This window comes from Arthrobacter terricola (genome assembly GCF_004354015.1).
GTDB lineage: Bacteria > Actinomycetota > Actinomycetes > Actinomycetales > Micrococcaceae > Arthrobacter > Arthrobacter terricola.
Window position 1 is genome coordinate 247,139 of sequence record NZ_SMRU01000002.1, and the last position, 16,975, is coordinate 264,113.

The window sequence follows — 16,975 nt, forward strand, 5'->3', positions numbered from 1 at the left end:
TGTCGGTCCCAGGAATGGATCGTCAACGAGGGCCCTAGACTACTTCCATGCCGATCATTCCCGATGACAAAGACTGGACCTGGGTCCTGTCCACGCCTTGCCCCGAATGTGGCTTCGACGCCGCCACCGTCACCCCGGCGACCGTGCCGGGATCAGTGTTGAACATGCTGCCGCGTTGGCGGGCGGTGCTCCGCCGGCAAGACGTAGATATCCGCCCGAACGAGCACACATGGTCTCCGTTGGAGTACGCGTGCCACGTGCGGGACGTCTTCACCCTCTTCGACCAGCGCTTGGGCCTCATGCTGTGCGAGGAGGACGCCCGTTTCGCGGATTGGGACCAGGACAAGGCCGCGATCGACGGCAACTACTCCACCGCGGATCCCGCGGAAGTTTCTACCCAATTGCTTGCAGAGGGCGAACAAATCGCGGCATCGTTCGCGAGAGTTTCGGAAAGCGAGTGGCCCCGGACCGGTGTCCGGAGCAACGGTTCCACGTTCACCGTCTTGACGTTTTCGCAGTACTTCCTGCACGACGTCGTGCACCACCTGCACGACGTCGACGGTTAGGAGCACCGATGCCTTGGAAGAACACGCGGGCAACCCGCCTTTTCAACGTCGAACTGCCGATTGTCCTTGGCCCGTTCGGCGGCCTGTCATCCATAGAGCTCACGGCTACTGTCAGCAATTCCGGCGGACTCGGTTCCTATGGCCTCTACGGATATGAGCCCGAACGGATCAGCGAAACGGCCCGAGAGCTCAGGGGGCCACAGGGAAGCCGTTCGGACTGAACGTCTGGCTTCCGATCGAGGGCGAAGTGCCGCCGGCAGTGGACGCCGCTGCTTTCGCTGCCTACGTGGACGTCCTCCGGCCGTACTTCGAGCTCGTGGGCGTGGAGCCTCCCGCCCAGCCGGCCACCTACCTTCCGGACCCGGCTGAACAGATCCAGGCCGCGATAGACGCCGAACCGGCCGTGTTGAGCTTCGTCTTCGGTGTTCCAGCCGCCTCCGTCATTGAAGAGGCGCGGCGGAATGGCATCGTGGTGGTCGGAACAGCGACGACGGTGGAGGAGGCGGTCGCGCTTGACGCCGGCGGAGTCGATGCCATCGTTGCTACCGGCCTGGAAGCCGGCGGTCACCGGGTTTCCTTCCTGCGTGCGCCGGAGGACTCCCTCGTGGGGACGATGGCACTTGTGCCACAGGTTGTGGATGCCGTGTCTGTTCCGGTGATCGCCGCCGGGGGTATTTCCGATGGCCGCGGTGTGGCCGCCGCGTTGACTTTGGGCGCGGATGCTGTCCAGATCGGTTCTGCTTTCCTCGCGACGCAACAGTCCGCGGCGAGTCCCGTGCACCGTGAGGCACTTCGCGGTCCCGACGCCGGCCATACAGTTTTGACCCGGGCCTTCAGTGGCCGCCTGGCTCGCGGTGTTCCCAACCGGGTCACGTCCGAACTCACCGATCCCCGGGCGCACGCCCCCTTCCCGGTCCAGAATTGGCTCACCGGCAAATTCCGGGCAGCCGCGACGGCGGCGGGCATGCCTGAACTGATGTCGCTCTGGGCTGGTCAGTCGTCGCCGCTCATACGGGAGGACGACGCACGCGGGTTGATGGACACCCTGGTCGCCTCCGTGGACGAAGTGTTCGGGCGGCTCGGCAGCTGATCGCGGCGTTCGGGTAGCTGCCGTGCCGGGAACGCTGCTGCGCCAGGCAGTTCCTTGCTTATGGCAAGCGCGCCGGAGCCGTGAGCTCGTGAACGTGAGCATCGCCGTCGGCGGTTTTTTCGCCAGCCGCGGGCTTGTACATGGCAAGGTCGAGCCGGTTGTCGTCAGGGCTGATGTCCGCCGGGTTGTGCGTCACGAGGACCACCGTGACGTGCCGAAGTCCTTGGCGAAGTTCCGCCATGAGGAGGCTCGCGGCTTCGGCGTCGAGATGCGCCGTGGGCTCATCAAGGAGCAGCACGGTCGCCCCGCTCAGGAGCGTGCGGGCCATGGCCAACCGTTGGCGCTCGCCCCCGCTGAGGAACGAACCGGAAGGACCGATACGGCTATCGAGCCCGGCGGGAAGGCCCTTCACCAATCCGGAAAGACCCACCGCATCAAGGACCTGCCACATGTCCTCCTCGTTCGGCTTGCGGCCGGCCGGGCGGGCGAGCAGCAAATTGCCGCGGATCGTGGAGTCGAAGAGATGGGCTTCTTGCGGACACCACGCAGCGTTCCCGCTCAAGTACGCAGCCCCGGAAGAAGCCGGCAGGAACCCAAGCAGAACCGACAAGAGCGTGGTCTTGCCCGAGCCGGACGGACCGGTGACGGAAAGCCAGCGTCCGGGAACCGCCTCGGCGCTCAGCCCGCTGAACACCGGCCCGGTTCCCGGCCACGACGCTTCGAGGGAATCCAGCAACAGCCCCGGCGCGCCGTCCGGGCGGTCGGGCAGGGCGATCAGGCCGTCGCCGGGCACACCGCCGTCGGGGTCTGAGGCGCTAGCCGGCTGCGCCGGAGTGTCGACGATAGCCACGCGCCGCAGCACCGAAGCCAGGGCGGGCGCCTGGCGGACTGCCGACACCACGGCGCCGTAGGGCTCAACGAGCGCCAACTGCAAGAGCACGACGACGGCGAGCACCGCGGGTGCGATGGTGCCGGACTGCACCGGGGAAGCGCCGAGCATGCCCGCCGCCAAGGCCGCGAGAGTGCAAGCGAGCACCGTCGCCCCCTGGCCGACTCCCTCCGCCCAGGCGGAACGCTGCGCCGCCGCGGTTGCGGCGTTGTCACGCCGGGTCACCGACGACAGAACCGCACCGCCCACTCCGTTGGCGCTCAGCTCGGCTCGCGCGTCGAGGGCTGACGCGACATCATGAAGGACCAGAGACCGCAATTCCTGCTCTGCCCGGGCCGAATTCCGGTCGGCCAGGACGGCGAGCGCCGGGGCCACGACAAGCCCGACCAGCGCGGCCGCGACTACGGCCGGAACCGCCTCCGGAACCAGCAGCGCAGTGGCTACGACGCCCGAGACAGCGACGGCGAGCGCGGTGAGCGGCGGCACCACAACGCGGGGCAGGAGATCGCGCAGGGTGTCGACGTCGTCAACTATCGCCCCGAGCACATTGCCCCCTTGCAGGAGCCTCCGGACCGACAGTGCCCGCGCGCTCAGGGCCGCCCACAGTGCGCCGCGCAGCCTCGTCATCGCGGCAAAGGCCGCGTCATGGACGAGCAGGCGCTCACAGTACCGCAGTGCCGCCCGGCCGATGCCGAAGAAGCGCACGCCCACCATGGCGGCGAGCAAGTACAGGATGGGTGGTTGCTCGCTTGCTCTGATGATCAGCCAGCCGGAGAGGCCGGACAAGGCGACAGCGAACATGGACGCGAGCGCCGCGATCAGTACGGCCCCGACGAACTTGTACCGGACGGGAGAGAGCACGCTGGCGAGGGTGCCGTGTGCCGAAGGGACTCCTTGCCGTTCCCGGGAACCGTGCTGGTGCGTTTCCTCGGCTGCGTTACCGTCCGGGCTCGCGGATGTGCCGGCGTCATCGCTTGTGCCCGGCGGGCCGCTGGCTGCCGCAGCCCGAACGCCTGCGGCCTTCGCCGTACCGCCGTCGAGCTCCACGATGTGGTCGGCAAGTCTCCTCGTGCCGGCGTCGTGCGCGACCAGAATGACGGTAGCCGCTCCGCGGAGCCCTGCGAGCGTTTCCCGGATCGCCTCGGCGGAGGCGGCATCAAGGTGCGCGGTCGGTTCATCAAGGAGCAGGATCGTCGCGCCCGCGTTGAGGCGCGCCAAAGCACGGGCGATGGCCACTCTTCGCAATTCGCCGGGACTCAGCTCGGCAGGATGCTTGGACGCCAAGTGGTCCGCCGCTGCGCGCCGCAGGCAATCCATCGCGACGGCCGTCCCCGGCGCCTGCGTCGACGGCCCGTCCTCGGACGAAAACGCCGTCCTGCCGCCGTTGAGGTACAGGGTGACTTCATCGAGCACCGTGTCGGCCACCATGACCGGATGCTGCGGAACCCACGCGACGGCGCCGATACCGAGTCCCGCAACGGAACCGCTGATGCCGGCCTGCGGCCCGTCGGCGATCGTGCCCGCCAGGACGCCCAGGATCGTGCTCTTACCGGAACCGCTCCGGCCGTCCAGGGCGGTGATCTCCCCCGCCGGCGCGTGGAAGTCCACGGGCCCGACGGCGGCAACTTCCCTCCCTGCGTATGTCACCGATAGTCCACTGACCACGACGCCGTCCGTCCGGTTCGTGCTTCCACTGTCCGAAGCGCTGAGTTCCCGTCCCGCCGGCGCGTCCAAGACAGAGTTGGCGGCGCTCAGTGCCTCACGTCCGTCGTCGCTGGCGTGATGGGCGGTCCCCAACTCGCGCAGCGGAAGGTAGCAATCCGGTGCCAGGATGAGGGCCAGCATTCCGGCTTCGAGCCCCATGTCGCCAGCGACGAGGCGGACGCCGATGAAGACGGCCACCACGGCCACGGAGATCGTGGCGATCAGCTCCAACGCGAGGGCCGACATGAAGGCAATCCTCAGGGTTCCCATGGTCCGTGAACGGTATTCCTCAGAGAGGTCCTCGAGGGCTTGCCGCTGTTCGCGTGCCCTACCCAGTCCCACCAGCACGGGAAGCCCCTTGGCCAACTCCAGGATGTGTCCCGACAGCCTCCTCAGCGTTGCTTGGGCTTCATGGACGCGGTCCTCGGTGTGGCGGCCGATCAGGACCATGAACAACGGGACCAAGGGAAGCGTCAAGACCACCACCACTGCGCTGACCCAGTCCGCGAAGAGGATCCGCACGCCCAGCAGCAGGGGTATGGCCGCGCAATTGACCAAGGCCGGCAGGTACTGGGTGTAATAGTTGTCGAGCGCATCAAGTCCGCGGGTCGCAAGGACCGCGAGGCCGCCGTCGTTCACGTCTCCGACCCTGCCCGCAGCGCCCGTGCCGAGGGCGCGCTGAAGAAGCCGCGAGCGCAGCTCCTCCTTGACTCCCAGCGCCGCCCGTCGAGCCGCCACGCCCTGGCCCCACACCGTCAAGGATCGCAGGACCGCACCCGCAGCGCCCCAGATAAGGCCCTCCCGCCAGCCGGTAGAGCCAGCTGCCAGTCCGGTCAGCATGCCTGCGATGGACTGGGCGATCAGGATCAGGGACAGGGCCTTCAGCGTCGAGAGCAGGCCGAGGAGGTACAGCGCGGATCGGTTGGCCGGACCGGCGGGCAGTTCGGGTTTCATGATTTACTCGCCGGAGCCAGCCGAGGCGCCGCCAGCAGCCCCCGGTGCGCCCTTGTCGACCAGTACCTTGGCGGCAATCGCCGGAAGGAAGCCGTGCGCGGCCGGAATGTGCGCAGCGCTGACCCGCCGCCGGAACACCCAGTAGGTCCAGGCCTGGTAGGCGATCACGAGCGGCAAGCCGATCGCCGCGACGACGCTCATCAGCCCCAGGGTGTAGGCGGAAGACGAAGCATTGGAAACGGTGAGGTCGAAGGCCGGGTCAACGGCCGAGGGAATGACCACCGGGAAAGCCGCTCCAAAGATGGACGCCGTTCCGCACACCAGGAACGCACCGAGGGCTCCGAAGGCCTTGCCCTCGGATCCTTGGCGGGCAAGGACCCAGGCAGCGCCGGCGGCCACGATTCCCAGGACAACGAGGAGCCAGGTCCATGGCTTGCCCGAAAGCAGTTGGACTGCCACCATCCAGGCAAGGAACGGGAGGAGGGCGAACGGTACCAGGCGGACGAACCAGCGGCGCGCGCGGTGCCGCACCTCGCCGTCGGTCTTGAGTGCCAGGAACGCCAATGAGTGCACCAGCGCGAACGCCGCAACAGCGAGGCCGCCAAGCACGGCGTAACCGTTGAACCAAGAGAAGGGACCGCCTTGGCGGTCGCCGTTCGCGTTGATCGGAAGGCCGGTGGTGGTCAACGCGAGGGCCGCGCCCACACCGAAGGACGCGACGAACGAGCCCAGGGCGATGGCCCAGTCCCACACTGTGCGCCAGCGCTCGGTGTCCACCTTGCCGCGGTATTCGAAGGCTACTGCCCGGAAGATCAAAGCCACCAGGACAAGCAGGAGGGGCAGATAAAGGGTTGAGAACAGCGAGGCGTACCAGCGCGGGAACGCGGCGAAGGTAGCGCCACCGGCGGTCAGCAGCCAGACTTCGTTCCCGTCCCACACGGGACCGATCGTGTTGAGGAGCACACGCCGGTCCGTGTTGTTCCGGGCGAACAGCTTCATCAGCATTCCGACGCCGAGGTCGAAGCCTTCAAGGAAGAGGTAGCCCGTCCAGAGGACGGCGATGGCGATGAACCAAATAGTAGGCAACAGTTCCATTCGAAAGATCCCTCTGCTTCCTAGTAGGCGAATGCCAGGACGTCGTCGGTACCGCCGGGCTCGCCCGGGGCACCCGGTGTGCCGTCGTCGTCCCTCTTCTTGCTTTCATGCGCTTGGGCGAGTTCGGGCATCGCGGAGACTACGCCGCCCCTTGTGTACTTGACCAAGAGCCGGACTTCGACCACCAGCAGAACTGCGTAGATGGAACCGAGGACCACCAGCGAGGTGATGATTTCGCCCGCGGAGACGCCCGGCGAAACCGCAGCTGCGGTGAACATGAAGACCTGGTCGATGCCGCTGGCGTCCGGGTTGGGGGCCACCACGAACGGTTGCCGTCCCATTTCAGTGAAGATCCACCCGGCCGCGTTGGCACCGAAGGGGGCGAGGATCCCGAAGACCGCCAGCCGCATGATCCAGCGGGACTGCGGCACCACGCCCTTGCGGGTCACCCACAAGGCAAGCAAAGCGGCGAAGGCGGCAAGACCACCGAATCCGATCATCATCCGGAAGCCCCAGTAGGTCACTTCCATGACGGGTACATACTGGATTTGCTGTCCGGCGCGGTCGCCGTAGATGGGATCGTTCGGCACGTGCGTGCCGTACTTGGCTTTGTATTCGTCCAGCAGGCTATTAACGCCCTTGACCTCGGTGGTGAAGTCACCCTTGGCCAGGAATGACAGGAGGCCCGGAACCTCGATGACGGCGACGATGTCGTTGCAGTTCTTGGAACCAAGGTTGCCTACGCTCAGGACGGAGAAGCCGGTGCCGTCATGGCAAGCAGCTTCGGCCGCGGCCATTTTCATCGGTTGCTGTTGGAACATCAGTTTTCCCTGCAGGTCGCCGGTGACAGCGGTTCCGGCGAAGGAGATCATGGCAACCACCGCGCCAATCCGGAGCGAGCGGATCCACACTTTGTAATCCACTTTGTCCCGGCCGGGAATGTTCGCTCCGCCCGCAACCGCCCGTCCGTCAGCGTCCACCGTGTCGATGCCGTCGTGGCGGCGCCGCCACAAGTGGTACCAGGCGATTCCCAGCAGGAACCCGCCGGCCACCGCCAAGGCTCCGAAGAGGGTGTGGGGCACGGCAACCAGGGCTGTGTTGTTTGTGAAGACCGCCCATGCATCGGTCATGACGGGACGTCCGTTGACCATCTGCACGCCCACCGGGTGTTGCATCCAGGAGTTGGCCACGATGATGAAGTAGGCGGAGAGGAAGGAACCGACCACTGCGATCCAAAGACACGCGAGGTGGACGCCGCGCTTGAGCTGCTTCCAACCAAAAATCCAGAGCCCAAGGAATGTTGACTCCACGAAGAACGCCAGGAGCGCCTCCAACGCCAAGGGGGCCCCGAAGACATCGCCAACGAAGCGGCTGTACTCGCTCCAGGCCATGCCGAACTGGAATTCCTGCACGATGCCGGTGGCGACGCCCATGATGAAGTTGATGAGGAAGAGCTTGCCCCAGAACTTGGTCATCCGGAGGTACTCCTCCTTGCCAGTCCGGTACCAGAGGGTCTGGATGACCGCGACAACAAGTCCCAGCCCGATTGTCAACGGCACCATCATGAAGTGGTAGACCGTCGTTATTCCAAATTGCCAACGTGCGATTTCCAAGGCGTCCATGGCTGTCCTCGTCATTCCGCCGCCCGCTCGCGGCGTCCATTTTCTACGCTGCGTAGAAACTATTTGTTCTACACAGTGTAGAACAAACCCCGGGCAGTGTTTTCCCCACTCTTCCAGCGGCGTAGCAAACCCGCAACGACACGCCGCGCGCCTTGTTCTACCTCACGTAGAATCACGGGCGGAAAAGCGGTAGATTGAACGTGGAATGTTGGATCGTCGCACTCCCTCCAGCCCGCGGAGAAAGCGGGACTTGCGGAAAGTAAGGGATGCATTGATGGCAAGTCTTGGTGAACTGGAACGGGCAGTCATGGACTTGCTCTGGGCAGGCCAGGGGGCTGCTACAGCCAATACACTTCGCGACCTCCTGGCACAGGATTCTGCTGCCACCGACGGCATTGCAGGACACCAAGGCAAGGACCTCGCGGTCACCACGGTCCTGACCGTCCTGTCCCGCCTCGAGAAGAAGGGCCTCGTGGAGCGCGAGCGCGGCACCCGCCCGCACCGCTACCAAGCCGTTTCGAGCCGCGCGGACCACACAGCCGACCTCATGCATGAGGCACTCGGATCCGCGCCGGACCGCGAAGCGGTGCTGGCCAGGTTCATTGGTTCCGTCAGCGAAAGCGAAGCCGCCACGTTACGCAAACTGCTCGGTAAAAACTAACCACCCATGTTCTGGACCTCATATTTTTTGGCGGTCCTTGCATTGGTACTGGCGTGGCCGGTTCCAGTCCTGTTGTCGCGCGCGGAATGGCCGGCGCGGGCCCCATTCATGGCAATGGTCCTGTGGCAGGCGATCGCGCTTGCCGGTGGCCTTTCGATGATCGGGGCAATGCTTGTCTACGGACTTGAGCCGATCGGAGACAACCTCATTGCTGGCGTGCGTGCCCTCACCGGCATCGTGCTCCACAATGAGCCCACCACGGCCCTTGGCTTCTGGCACTTGTTCGCCTTGTCCGCGGCGGCGCTCCTTGGCGCCCACCTCGTCTTCACCCTTCTCCTGACGTATGTGAAGATCGAACGGCAACGGCGGCGCCACCGGGAACTCCTCATGCTTCTCGCCTCGCCGTCCGACGACGGCCCGGGCACAGTGGTCATCAATCACGACTCCCCCGTGGCGTACTGTCTTCCCGGTGGTGCTCGCTCCGTCACCGTGCTGTCCGACGGCTTGATGGCGGCCCTGGAACCCGACGAACTGCGGGCTGTCCTGATCCACGAAAACGCCCATCTGAGCCAACGGCACGACCTCTTGCTGTGGGCGTTCGCCGCTTGGCGCCAAGCACTCCCGTGGTTCCCCACCACCCGGCTCGCCCAGGTCGCCGTGAACTCCTTGATCGAGATGCTCGCCGACGACGCCGCCCTGCGCACCGAGAGCAAAGTAACCCTCATCAAGGCGATCGCGATCGTTGCCAGCGGCTCTGCCCGTCCGGCGGAGGCCGCCTTGCCCGGATCCAGGGCCGCCGGCATGGCGTCCGAGGACCGCAACATGAGCGGAACCGGCGGTGCCGACTCGCCGCGCACGACGGCGTCACGCGTCAGCCGCCTGCTCTCACCCAAGCCCCCGCTTCCGTCCGGGCTGCGCGCCGTGGTGCTCGCAGCTTCGGCCCTGCTGCTGGCGGTACCGACCGGACTACTGATCGTGCCTGGCCTGCTGGGCTGAGGCCTGCCCAGCGTCCCGCGGCCAGAATCCCCGGACTCCGGGCGTCCCGGACTGCGGACCTCCGGGCCTCCGGGCTCAGGGTCCGCGGGGTCAGGCGTCGATGCGTTCCCTGTCGAGCTCCGAGGCTCCGGCGATGATGAAGTCCTTGCGGGGCGCCACATCGGACCCCATGAGCAAGTCGAAGATCTCCTCCGCTTGCTTCGCGTTTTCGATCCCCACCTTGCGAAGCGTCCGGTGCCGCGGATCCATCGTGGTTTCAGCCAACTGCTCGGCGTCCATTTCGCCGAGGCCCTTGTACCTCTGGATGGGTTCCTTGTACCGCTTGCCTTCCTTCGCAAGCCGTGCAAGCAGGACATGGAGTTCGGCCTCGGAGTAGGTGTAGATCATCTCGTTGGCCTTCTGGCCGGCATTGATGACCTCGACACGGTGCAATGGCGGGACGGCCGCGTATACCCGGCCCTCATCGATCATCGGGCGCATGTACCGGAAAAACAGGGTGAGCAGCAGCGTGCGGATGTGCGCGCCGTCGACGTCTGCGTCCGTCATCAGGATGACCTTGCCGTAGCGTGCAGCGTCGATGTCGAAGCTTCGACCCGAACCTGCGCCCACCACCTGGATGAGCGCAGCGCACTCCGCGTTGGAGAGCATGTCCCCCACGGAAGCCTTCTGCACGTTCAGGATTTTCCCTCGGATCGGCAACAGCGCCTGGAAGTCCGACGAGCGTGCCAGCTTGGCCGTGCCGAGGGCCGAGTCGCCTTCCACGATGAACAGTTCGGAGCGCTTGACGTCGTCGGTGCGGCAATCGGCCAGCTTGGTCGGCATGGACGAGGTTTCGAGCGCATTCTTCCGGCGCTGCGTCTCCTTGTGGACGCGGGCCGAGATGCGCGACTTCATCTCGCTGACCATTTTTTCGAGCAGGAGGGTGGACTGGGCTTTGTCGTTGCGGTTGGCCGAGTTCAGTCGGGCGGTGATTTCTTCCTCGACCACCTTGGCGACAATTCCCCTGACCGCGGATGTGCCCAGGATTTCCTTGGTCTGGCCTTCGAACTGGGGTTCGGCCAAGCGGACCGTCAAGACCGCAGTCAAGCCGGCGAGGATGTCGTCCTTTTCGATCTTGTCGTTGCCGGCCTTGAGCTTACGGGCATTGGTTTCCACTGCTTTGCGGAACGTTTTCAGGAGCGCTTGTTCGAAGCCGGACTGGTGGGTTCCGCCTTTGGGCGTGGCGATGATGTTGACGAAGCTGCGCGTGGTGGTTTCGTAGCCGATCCCCCACCGGAGGGCGATGTCCACTTCGCAGTCGCGTTCGACGTCGGCGATCTTGCTATGGCCGTTTTCGTCCAGCACCGGTACTGTTTCCTTGAATTTGCCGGCCCCATGGAGCCGCCAGACATCGGTGACTCCGGCGTCGACCGCAAGGAAGTCGACGAACTCGGAAATGCCGCCGTCGTGGTGGAAAACCTCTTCGTGCGGCCCGGCTTCACCGGGCGTGCCGTGAAGCCGGCGCTCATCGCGCACTGTGAGCTTGAGGCCGGGCACCAGGAACGATGTCTGGCGTGCACGCGCTGTCAGATCCTCGTAGGAGAACTTCGCGTCGGGAGTGAAGATCTGGCGGTCCGCCCAGTACCGGATCCGGGTTCCGGTCACGCCCCGCTTGGCCTTTCCGACGACGTCCAGGACAGAGTTCTCGACGAACGGTTCGAACACGGAACTTGGGCTCGGCTTGGGTGACGTGTCCTTGAACCGGCCCGGCTCGCCACGCCGGAACGACATTTGGTAGGTCTTGCCTCCACGGTCCACCTGCACATCGAGCCGGGACGAGAGTGCATTGACCACTGAAGCGCCGACGCCGTGGAGGCCGCCCGACGCGGTGTAGGACCCGCCGCCGAACTTACCGCCGGCGTGCAGCTTGGTGAAGACCACTTCGACGCCGGTGAGTCCCGTTTTCGGTTCGACGTCCACGGGAATGCCGCGGCCGTCGTCGTGGATTTCCACCGAGTTGTCCGCGTGCAGGATGATCTGGATATCGTGCCCGAACCCCGCAAGCGCTTCGTCCACCGAGTTGTCGATGATTTCCCAAAGGCAATGCATGAGTCCACGGGAGTCGGTGGATCCGATATACATGCCCGGGCGCTTGCGGACCGCTTCCAGGCCTTCCAGGACTGAAAGGTGCCGGGCGTTGTATTCAGAACTCGGTGCCACGGGCTGGGCGCTCCTTCGGGGTGTAACACGGGTAAAACAAAGCTCCTCCTAGGTTAGTGGCATGAAGACCATGAGGCGTGCTGCCACTCCCAACCGTGCTGGACGCCACTTCCCCGTGTTACCTAGATGTGATACGCGGACAGCGAACGTGACCCGTCTTTGCCATGGTTTTGGTTCGAATGCTGGTTATATGGGTACACAGAACTACTAAGGAGGCCGAACATGACAACAGCAGTTGCAGACCGCACACTCAATGCACTCGACCGGTGCGACCGTTGCGGGGCCCAGGCATATGTCCGCGTTGTACTCGAGTCCTCCGGCGGCGAGCTGCTTTTCTGTGGCCACCACGCCCGTGCAGTTGAAGCCAAACTGCGTCCCCTGGCCTCGGACTGGCACGACGAAACCAGCCGCCTTCAGGAGAAGGAAGCCGTCCTGGCAGACTAGCCGTTCGCGGCTTGCCAGGACGATTGTCTGGCTGACACAACCTCACAGCGACAAGTTTGCAGCAATGCGGCTGGACCCCCTCCGGATGGAGAGGGTCCAGCCGCTTTTGTATAGGCAAGCCATTTGCGCAGGCAAGCCGTTTTCATAGGCAAGCAGCAGGCCATGGCTAGATGCACCGCCCCCGGGCCGGGCACAGCGCAAAGGGGCCCTGAAACCAAAGAGACCCTGGAAACAATAAACGCTTGGACGCAAAGAACCCCCGGACGATCTGGATTGCTCTCAGTTCGTCCGGGGGCCCGGATCACCTACGCATGCCCATGGGGACGCGCCGGTGTTGCTTTAGTCGAGGTAGTCCCGCAGAACCTGCGACCGCGAGGGGTGGCGCAGCTTGGACATCGTCTTCGATTCGATCTGACGAATACGTTCGCGGGTGACTCCGTAGACCTTGCCGATTTCGTCTAAAGTCTTCGGCTGGCCGTCCGTGAGGCCGAAGCGCATCGCAACCACGCCCGCTTCGCGCTCGGAGAGCGTGTCCAGAACGGAGTGCAACTGCTCCTGCAGCAAGGTGAAGCTCACCGCGTCGGCAGGAACGACGGCCTCGGAGTCTTCGATGAGGTCACCGAACTCGGAGTCGCCGTCTTCACCAAGCGGGGTGTGCAGGGAGATGGGCTCACGTCCGTACTTCTGGACTTCGACGACCTTTTCAGGCGTCATGTCCAGCTCGAGGGCGAGCTCTTCAGGCGTAGGTTCGCGGCCAAGGTCCTGAAGCATCTGCCGCTGGACGCGGGCCAGCTTGTTGATGACTTCCACCATGTGCACGGGGATGCGGATGGTGCGGGCTTGGTCTGCCATGGCACGGGTAATGGCCTGGCGGATCCACCACGTGGCGTAGGTGGAGAACTTGAAGCCCTTGGTGTAGTCGAACTTCTCGACCGCACGGATCAGGCCCAGGTTGCCTTCCTGGATGAGGTCCAGGAACAGCATTCCGCGTCCGGTGTAGCGCTTGGCCAGGGACACCACGAGGCGCAGGTTGGCTTCGAGGAGGTGGTTCTTGGCCCGCTTGCCGTCGTGGATGATGAATTCCAGCTCGCGCTTGAGCTTGGCATCCATCGATCCGTCGTCGGCGTTGATCTTCTCTTCAGCGAAGAGACCGGCTTCGATGCGGAGGGCGAGGTCGACTTCCTGCTCCGCGTTCAACAAGGCGACCTTGCCGATCTGCTTCAGATAGTCCTTGACGGGGTCCGCCGTGGCGCCAGCCGACATGACCTGCTGGACGGGAGCGTCGTCGTCGTCGGCGTCGGAGTAGACGAAACCGGAACCGCTGGCAGCCGGCTTCTTGGTTTCTTCGCTTTCGTCCGCCTCTTCGACTTCCTCGGTGAGTTCCGCTTCGTCCGGAGTGACGGAGTCGAAATCCTCCTCGACGTCCTCATCATCTTCGGAGTCGTCGTCGACGCCGGCCGACTTGTTGGCGGCTTCGGCAGCGGCCTTGGCGCCGGGCTTGGGCCCGCGCTTCTTGGGTGCCGGCTTGTCTGCACCTGCAGACGAAGTTCCGGCAACACGTGTTGCCGCACGCTTTGCAGTGGTCGCCGCCTGCTTCTCTTCGGCGGTCAATTCAGCCTGGGCGGCGGGTTCCTTCTCGGCGGGAGACGGGGTCACAGAAAACCTTTCTAGCGGCGGTCTGTGGAATCACCATGGGGGTAACACCACTATGACCCTGTCAAGTCCGCGATCACCATCAAGTGCCATCGCCGACCGCAGAGTCTTTAGGTAAAACTCCCGGTGACGCCTTATTGTTCCCTGAAACAGAGGACACTTCGAACACTTAAAACGCGGACCCAACCGGGTCTCGGCATCCATTGTCTCACGGTTTTGCCTTCCCGGCGTCGTTAGCGGTCGCCTTGCGGGCCATGGTGTCGCGTTGGATTCGTCGTCGGGAACGGCGGGCCAACCCGCCAGTCACGCGACGGCCCCACCAAACTTCGGCCATGCGGATGCCTGTTTCTTGGCCCACCCGCATACAGTTCCACGCCGCACCACCTCATTGAGAAGCTCGGCCAAACGGTAGCCGGGATGTTCGAGGTCAGCCTGCGACAGGAACTCGACCGCGAACGAGCCGCTGCCCCGGCACCACTGGATCCATCCCCGAAGAGTGAGTGCAGCTGCCCGCGCCTCACCGCCACCATGCCTGGCTAGGACCGCGAGAGCCTGGTCCAGGGTAGTCAAACGGTGCCACAAGGGACTCTCGGGATATGTCCCCAGAAGCACCTCTCCGTAACGCAATGCGTCTATATCAACCGTCCGGGAGCGCTTCGGACCGCGGGCGGCCGTCGAGGTGTGCGGCAATCCGGGTGTGCGAGGGGCATTCCCGGTCGACGCCGGCAAGGGACGCAGTGCCGGAGGAATGGCCAGCGGCTCGCCGTCTTCGCCTTGGTTCTGGAAGAACCTGAAGGCCTGGGCACCCCCGCGGGCCGCACTCCGACCGGCAGCGGCCAGGACAACTACTGCGTCACGCCAGGCAGGAACGCGAAGGGACGCACGAAGGAACACCGCAATATCGGCTTCCAAATGTTCGGATACGCCGGCATCGAGGACAAGCGTCCAGGCATCCAGGACATCTTCGAAAGCTTTCTCGTCCTGCCAGATTTTCATCATGGCCTCAAGCGCTTCCTCTTCCAACGCCATGAACTCCGGATTATTTGCTGGCTGCTCCCCCGGTCCGTGGAGAGGGGGCGTGTTCACGTTGCTGCCTCGGAAGACCATCTCCGCGTTGAGCCTGCTGTCGCGGATCTCGTCTATCGGGCGTCCGGGAGAGGGACAGCATTCCTCGTCATTGCAGAATGCGCTGCGCCAGAATTCGGCACCGATCAGCCAGGCATCCCGCAAGGGCAGGCCGTGGCGGGCAAGGCTCAGCTCAAGGGCTTCCAGTACTGGACGATGTCGGCGGACGACCGTACCCTCGTCCCAGCCATCATCTGTAAAGACCGCAAGGAGTGCGCCGTCAGCTTCGTGGTCGGTTTCAAGGTACTCAGTGATCTTCCGCGTGTAGGCCTGGAGTACGTCGTCGGAAGTGTCGCTCGGAAGGTCCACGCGAAGCGTGGCACCGAGTATCCGGCCGCGCAAAGTAAGAGCCACGAGGCTCTCCTTGGGCCAGCGCCCCAGAACGTGTGGAATGAAGCCCAGGATGTCCTCTGCCCGGGCAATAGTCACGCGGTTGTCTGTTGTCATGGTTCCAGCATCCGAAACGAACACCGCTGCCGTCAGTCCCCGATTGCCCTATGTGGACAAAGTCAGAAAACGCGGTGGTGTGGAGGAAAAGCGCAAGCCAGCCGCGCGCGGCCGAACGGCAACGGCGGAATCCGCCTGGTCCGCGCTACGGAGTAGTGCTTCGCTGCTTTGCCAGGCGTTCCCGACGCAGTTCGATGCGGCGTCGTCGCTGCTGTGCCAAGGAAACGAGCAGAGGAGGTACATGGACGCCTTGGGCCGCCATCTGCCGGCGGACCTTTCGACGTGTCACCAAAATCAGGACGGCACCTACCAGCAGGAACAGGAACTGCACGCTCAGGGCAACGCGGAACGGCGCCAGTCCATACAGTTCCCCGCCAGAGAAACCGCTCGTGTGGAGGACGTCGAGGATCACGCCAACCAAATAGATCGTCAGGAGCGCTGCGAGAAAACCACCCACGTTGACGATCCCGGTCGCGGTGCCGATCCGATGCGAGGGGTTGAAGGTCCGGGCGAAGTCAAAGCCGATCATCGATCCCGGACCGCCGACCGCCAGGACCACCACAAGCAGAGCCAACAGCCACAAAGGAGCCCGGGTGGGCAACAGCAAAACGGCCGCCCACGCGATGGCGGTCGCTGCCGCAATCAGGAGGACCATGGCCGATCGCCGCATGGGGTGCCGTGCGACGAAAGTACCGAAGAGCGGTCCCACTAAAATGCTCGTCACGACGAACAAACCCATCAGGGCGGAAACCGTGGTTGCGTTCAGGCCCTGTGCCGAGACAAGGAACGGGTATCCCCATGACATGGCGAAGACGTTTCCGCTGAACTGCACAGTGAAGTGGCTCCAGAGGCCAAGCCGCGTGCCGGGCTGCTGCCAAGCGCGCGCCAAGGTCACGCCGGTCGCCCTTAGTCCTTGTGCACTCTCACGCGGCGGGTGGCCCGGCGGAGCGTCCCTCAGCAGGGCGACTACGAGCACGACGGCGAGCGCGGACAAGGAGCTCAACGAGAGGAAGGCGGTAGTCCATCCGGCGGTGTGAAGGACCAGCGCGAACGGCACCACACTGATGAGCTGGCCGAGTTGGCCCGACATACCGGTCAGCTGGGTGACGAGCGGGACCCGGCCGGGAGCGAACCAGATCGGCACGAGCCGGATCACCGAGACGAAGGTCATGGCGTCGCCGGCCCCGACGAGGACCCTGCCGAGTACGCCGCCTGGGACGGCATCGGCGAAGGCCAATTGGAGCTGGCCGAGGCCCATCAGCACCGCACCGCAGGAAATCATCACACGTGAGCCGAGGCGGTCCACGAGGAGGCCGACAGGAATCTGGAGCCCCGCGTAAACGAGCAACTGCAGCACCGTGAAGAAGGAGATCGCGGCGGCGCTGGCATGGAACCGTTCGGTTGCTTCAAGTCCTGAAACACCAAAGGATGTGCGCTGGGCGACCGCCACCAGATAGGCGAGCACCCCAATCGTCCAAATAAGCCAGGCGCGGGGTGCGTTCACCCCTCCATTATGCCCGGCGCACGATT

Annotated in this window: 13 protein-coding genes; 6 read left to right on the forward strand and 7 right to left on the reverse strand. The window is 64.6% G+C overall.

Translation table 11 applies throughout. The features are described from left to right. The first annotated feature begins 47 nt into the window (after positions 1–47). The 3 genes from E1809_RS02865 to E1809_RS02870 are packed head-to-tail and all read left to right on the forward strand — an operon-like array spanning position 48 to position 1,656. Positions 48–566 carry a DinB family protein gene (locus E1809_RS02865; RefSeq protein WP_133202703.1) on the forward strand — a complete coding sequence of 173 codons (519 nt, stop codon included), beginning with the start codon at positions 48–50 and terminating at the stop codon, positions 564–566. Between the two features lie 8 nt (positions 567–574). Continuing rightward, on the forward strand, positions 575–787 hold the full coding sequence (locus E1809_RS27860; RefSeq protein ID WP_308166749.1) for a hypothetical protein: 213 nt from the start codon (positions 575–577) through the stop codon (positions 785–787). A gap of 26 nt (positions 788–813) precedes the next feature. Continuing rightward, positions 814–1,656 carry an NAD(P)H-dependent flavin oxidoreductase gene (locus E1809_RS02870; RefSeq protein WP_308166748.1) on the forward strand — a complete coding sequence of 281 codons (843 nt, stop codon included), beginning with the start codon at positions 814–816 and terminating at the stop codon, positions 1,654–1,656. A gap of 58 nt (positions 1,657–1,714) precedes the next feature. Here the strand turns inward: E1809_RS02870 and cydD are convergent, their stop codons facing one another. From cydD to E1809_RS02885, 3 genes are read right to left on the reverse strand one after another with little or no spacing between them, the layout of a single operon-like run. Further along, positions 1,715–5,203 (reverse strand): thiol reductant ABC exporter subunit CydD, encoded by a 3,489-nt coding sequence (gene cydD, locus E1809_RS02875; protein ID WP_133202704.1) that lies wholly within the window; start codon positions 5,201–5,203, stop codon positions 1,715–1,717. 3 nt (positions 5,204–5,206) lie between these two features. Beyond that, complete coding sequence (gene cydB / locus E1809_RS02880) at positions 5,207–6,298, reverse strand: cytochrome d ubiquinol oxidase subunit II (RefSeq protein ID WP_133202705.1); 1,092 nt, start codon at positions 6,296–6,298, stop codon at positions 5,207–5,209. Positions 6,299–6,318: 20 nt separating this feature from the next. Further along, on the reverse strand, positions 6,319–7,920 hold the full coding sequence (locus E1809_RS02885) for a cytochrome ubiquinol oxidase subunit I (RefSeq protein ID WP_133202706.1): 1,602 nt from the start codon (positions 7,918–7,920) through the stop codon (positions 6,319–6,321). A gap of 274 nt (positions 7,921–8,194) precedes the next feature. Here E1809_RS02885 and E1809_RS02890 point away from each other — a divergent pair, with 274 nt between their 5' ends. Both E1809_RS02890 and E1809_RS02895 read left to right on the forward strand, forming a co-directional pair. Further along, positions 8,195–8,581, forward strand: a complete 387-nt coding sequence (locus E1809_RS02890; protein ID WP_133202707.1) for a BlaI/MecI/CopY family transcriptional regulator — start codon at positions 8,195–8,197, stop codon at positions 8,579–8,581. Between the two features lie 6 nt (positions 8,582–8,587). Next, on the forward strand, positions 8,588–9,577 hold the full coding sequence (locus E1809_RS02895; RefSeq protein WP_133202708.1) for a M56 family metallopeptidase: 990 nt from the start codon (positions 8,588–8,590) through the stop codon (positions 9,575–9,577). A 90-nt stretch (positions 9,578–9,667) separates the two neighbouring features. Here the strand turns inward: E1809_RS02895 and E1809_RS02900 are convergent, their stop codons facing one another. Next, on the reverse strand, positions 9,668–11,776 hold the full coding sequence (locus E1809_RS02900; RefSeq protein ID WP_133202709.1) for a DNA gyrase/topoisomerase IV subunit B: 2,109 nt from the start codon (positions 11,774–11,776) through the stop codon (positions 9,668–9,670). Between the two features lie 222 nt (positions 11,777–11,998). Between E1809_RS02900 and E1809_RS02905 the strand changes: the two genes are divergently transcribed. Then, on the forward strand, positions 11,999–12,220 hold the full coding sequence (locus tag E1809_RS02905) for a DUF7455 domain-containing protein (protein WP_133202710.1): 222 nt from the start codon (positions 11,999–12,001) through the stop codon (positions 12,218–12,220). 339 nt (positions 12,221–12,559) lie between these two features. Here E1809_RS02905 and E1809_RS02910 read toward each other — a convergent pair whose 3' ends face one another. From E1809_RS02910 to E1809_RS02920, 3 genes are all read right to left on the reverse strand, one after another. Beyond that, positions 12,560–13,876 (reverse strand): RNA polymerase sigma factor, encoded by a 1,317-nt coding sequence (locus E1809_RS02910; RefSeq protein WP_133202711.1) that lies wholly within the window; start codon positions 13,874–13,876, stop codon positions 12,560–12,562. Positions 13,877–14,176: 300 nt separating this feature from the next. Beyond that, entirely contained in the window at positions 14,177–15,445 is a 1,269-nt protein-coding gene (locus tag E1809_RS02915) for a DUF4192 domain-containing protein (RefSeq protein ID WP_133202712.1), read from the reverse strand. 145 nt (positions 15,446–15,590) lie between these two features. Then, positions 15,591–16,949, reverse strand: coding sequence for an MFS transporter (locus tag E1809_RS02920; RefSeq protein ID WP_133202713.1), 1,359 nt, complete (start codon positions 16,947–16,949; stop codon positions 15,591–15,593). Positions 16,950–16,975: the final 26 nt, after the last annotated feature.

Bases quoted from the DNA above. Each gene is read 5' to 3' on its own strand.
- E1809_RS02890 (WP_133202707.1), top strand. From the start codon at position 8,195: ATGGCAAGTCTTGGTGAACTGGAACGGGCAGTCATGGACTTGCTCTGG.
- E1809_RS02885 (WP_133202706.1), bottom strand. From the start codon at position 7,920: ATGGACGCCTTGGAAATCGCACGTTGGCAATTTGGAATAACGACGGTC.
- cydB (WP_133202705.1), bottom strand. From the start codon at position 6,298: ATGGAACTGTTGCCTACTATTTGGTTCATCGCCATCGCCGTCCTCTGG.
- E1809_RS02895 (WP_133202708.1), top strand. From the start codon at position 8,588: ATGTTCTGGACCTCATATTTTTTGGCGGTCCTTGCATTGGTACTGGCG.
- E1809_RS02865 (WP_133202703.1), top strand. From the start codon at position 48: ATGCCGATCATTCCCGATGACAAAGACTGGACCTGGGTCCTGTCCACG.
- E1809_RS02915 (WP_133202712.1), bottom strand. From the start codon at position 15,445: ATGACAACAGACAACCGCGTGACTATTGCCCGGGCAGAGGACATCCTG.
- E1809_RS27860 (WP_308166749.1), top strand. From the start codon at position 575: ATGCCTTGGAAGAACACGCGGGCAACCCGCCTTTTCAACGTCGAACTG.
- E1809_RS02905 (WP_133202710.1), top strand. From the start codon at position 11,999: ATGACAACAGCAGTTGCAGACCGCACACTCAATGCACTCGACCGGTGC.
- cydD (WP_133202704.1), bottom strand. From the start codon at position 5,203: ATGAAACCCGAACTGCCCGCCGGTCCGGCCAACCGATCCGCGCTGTAC.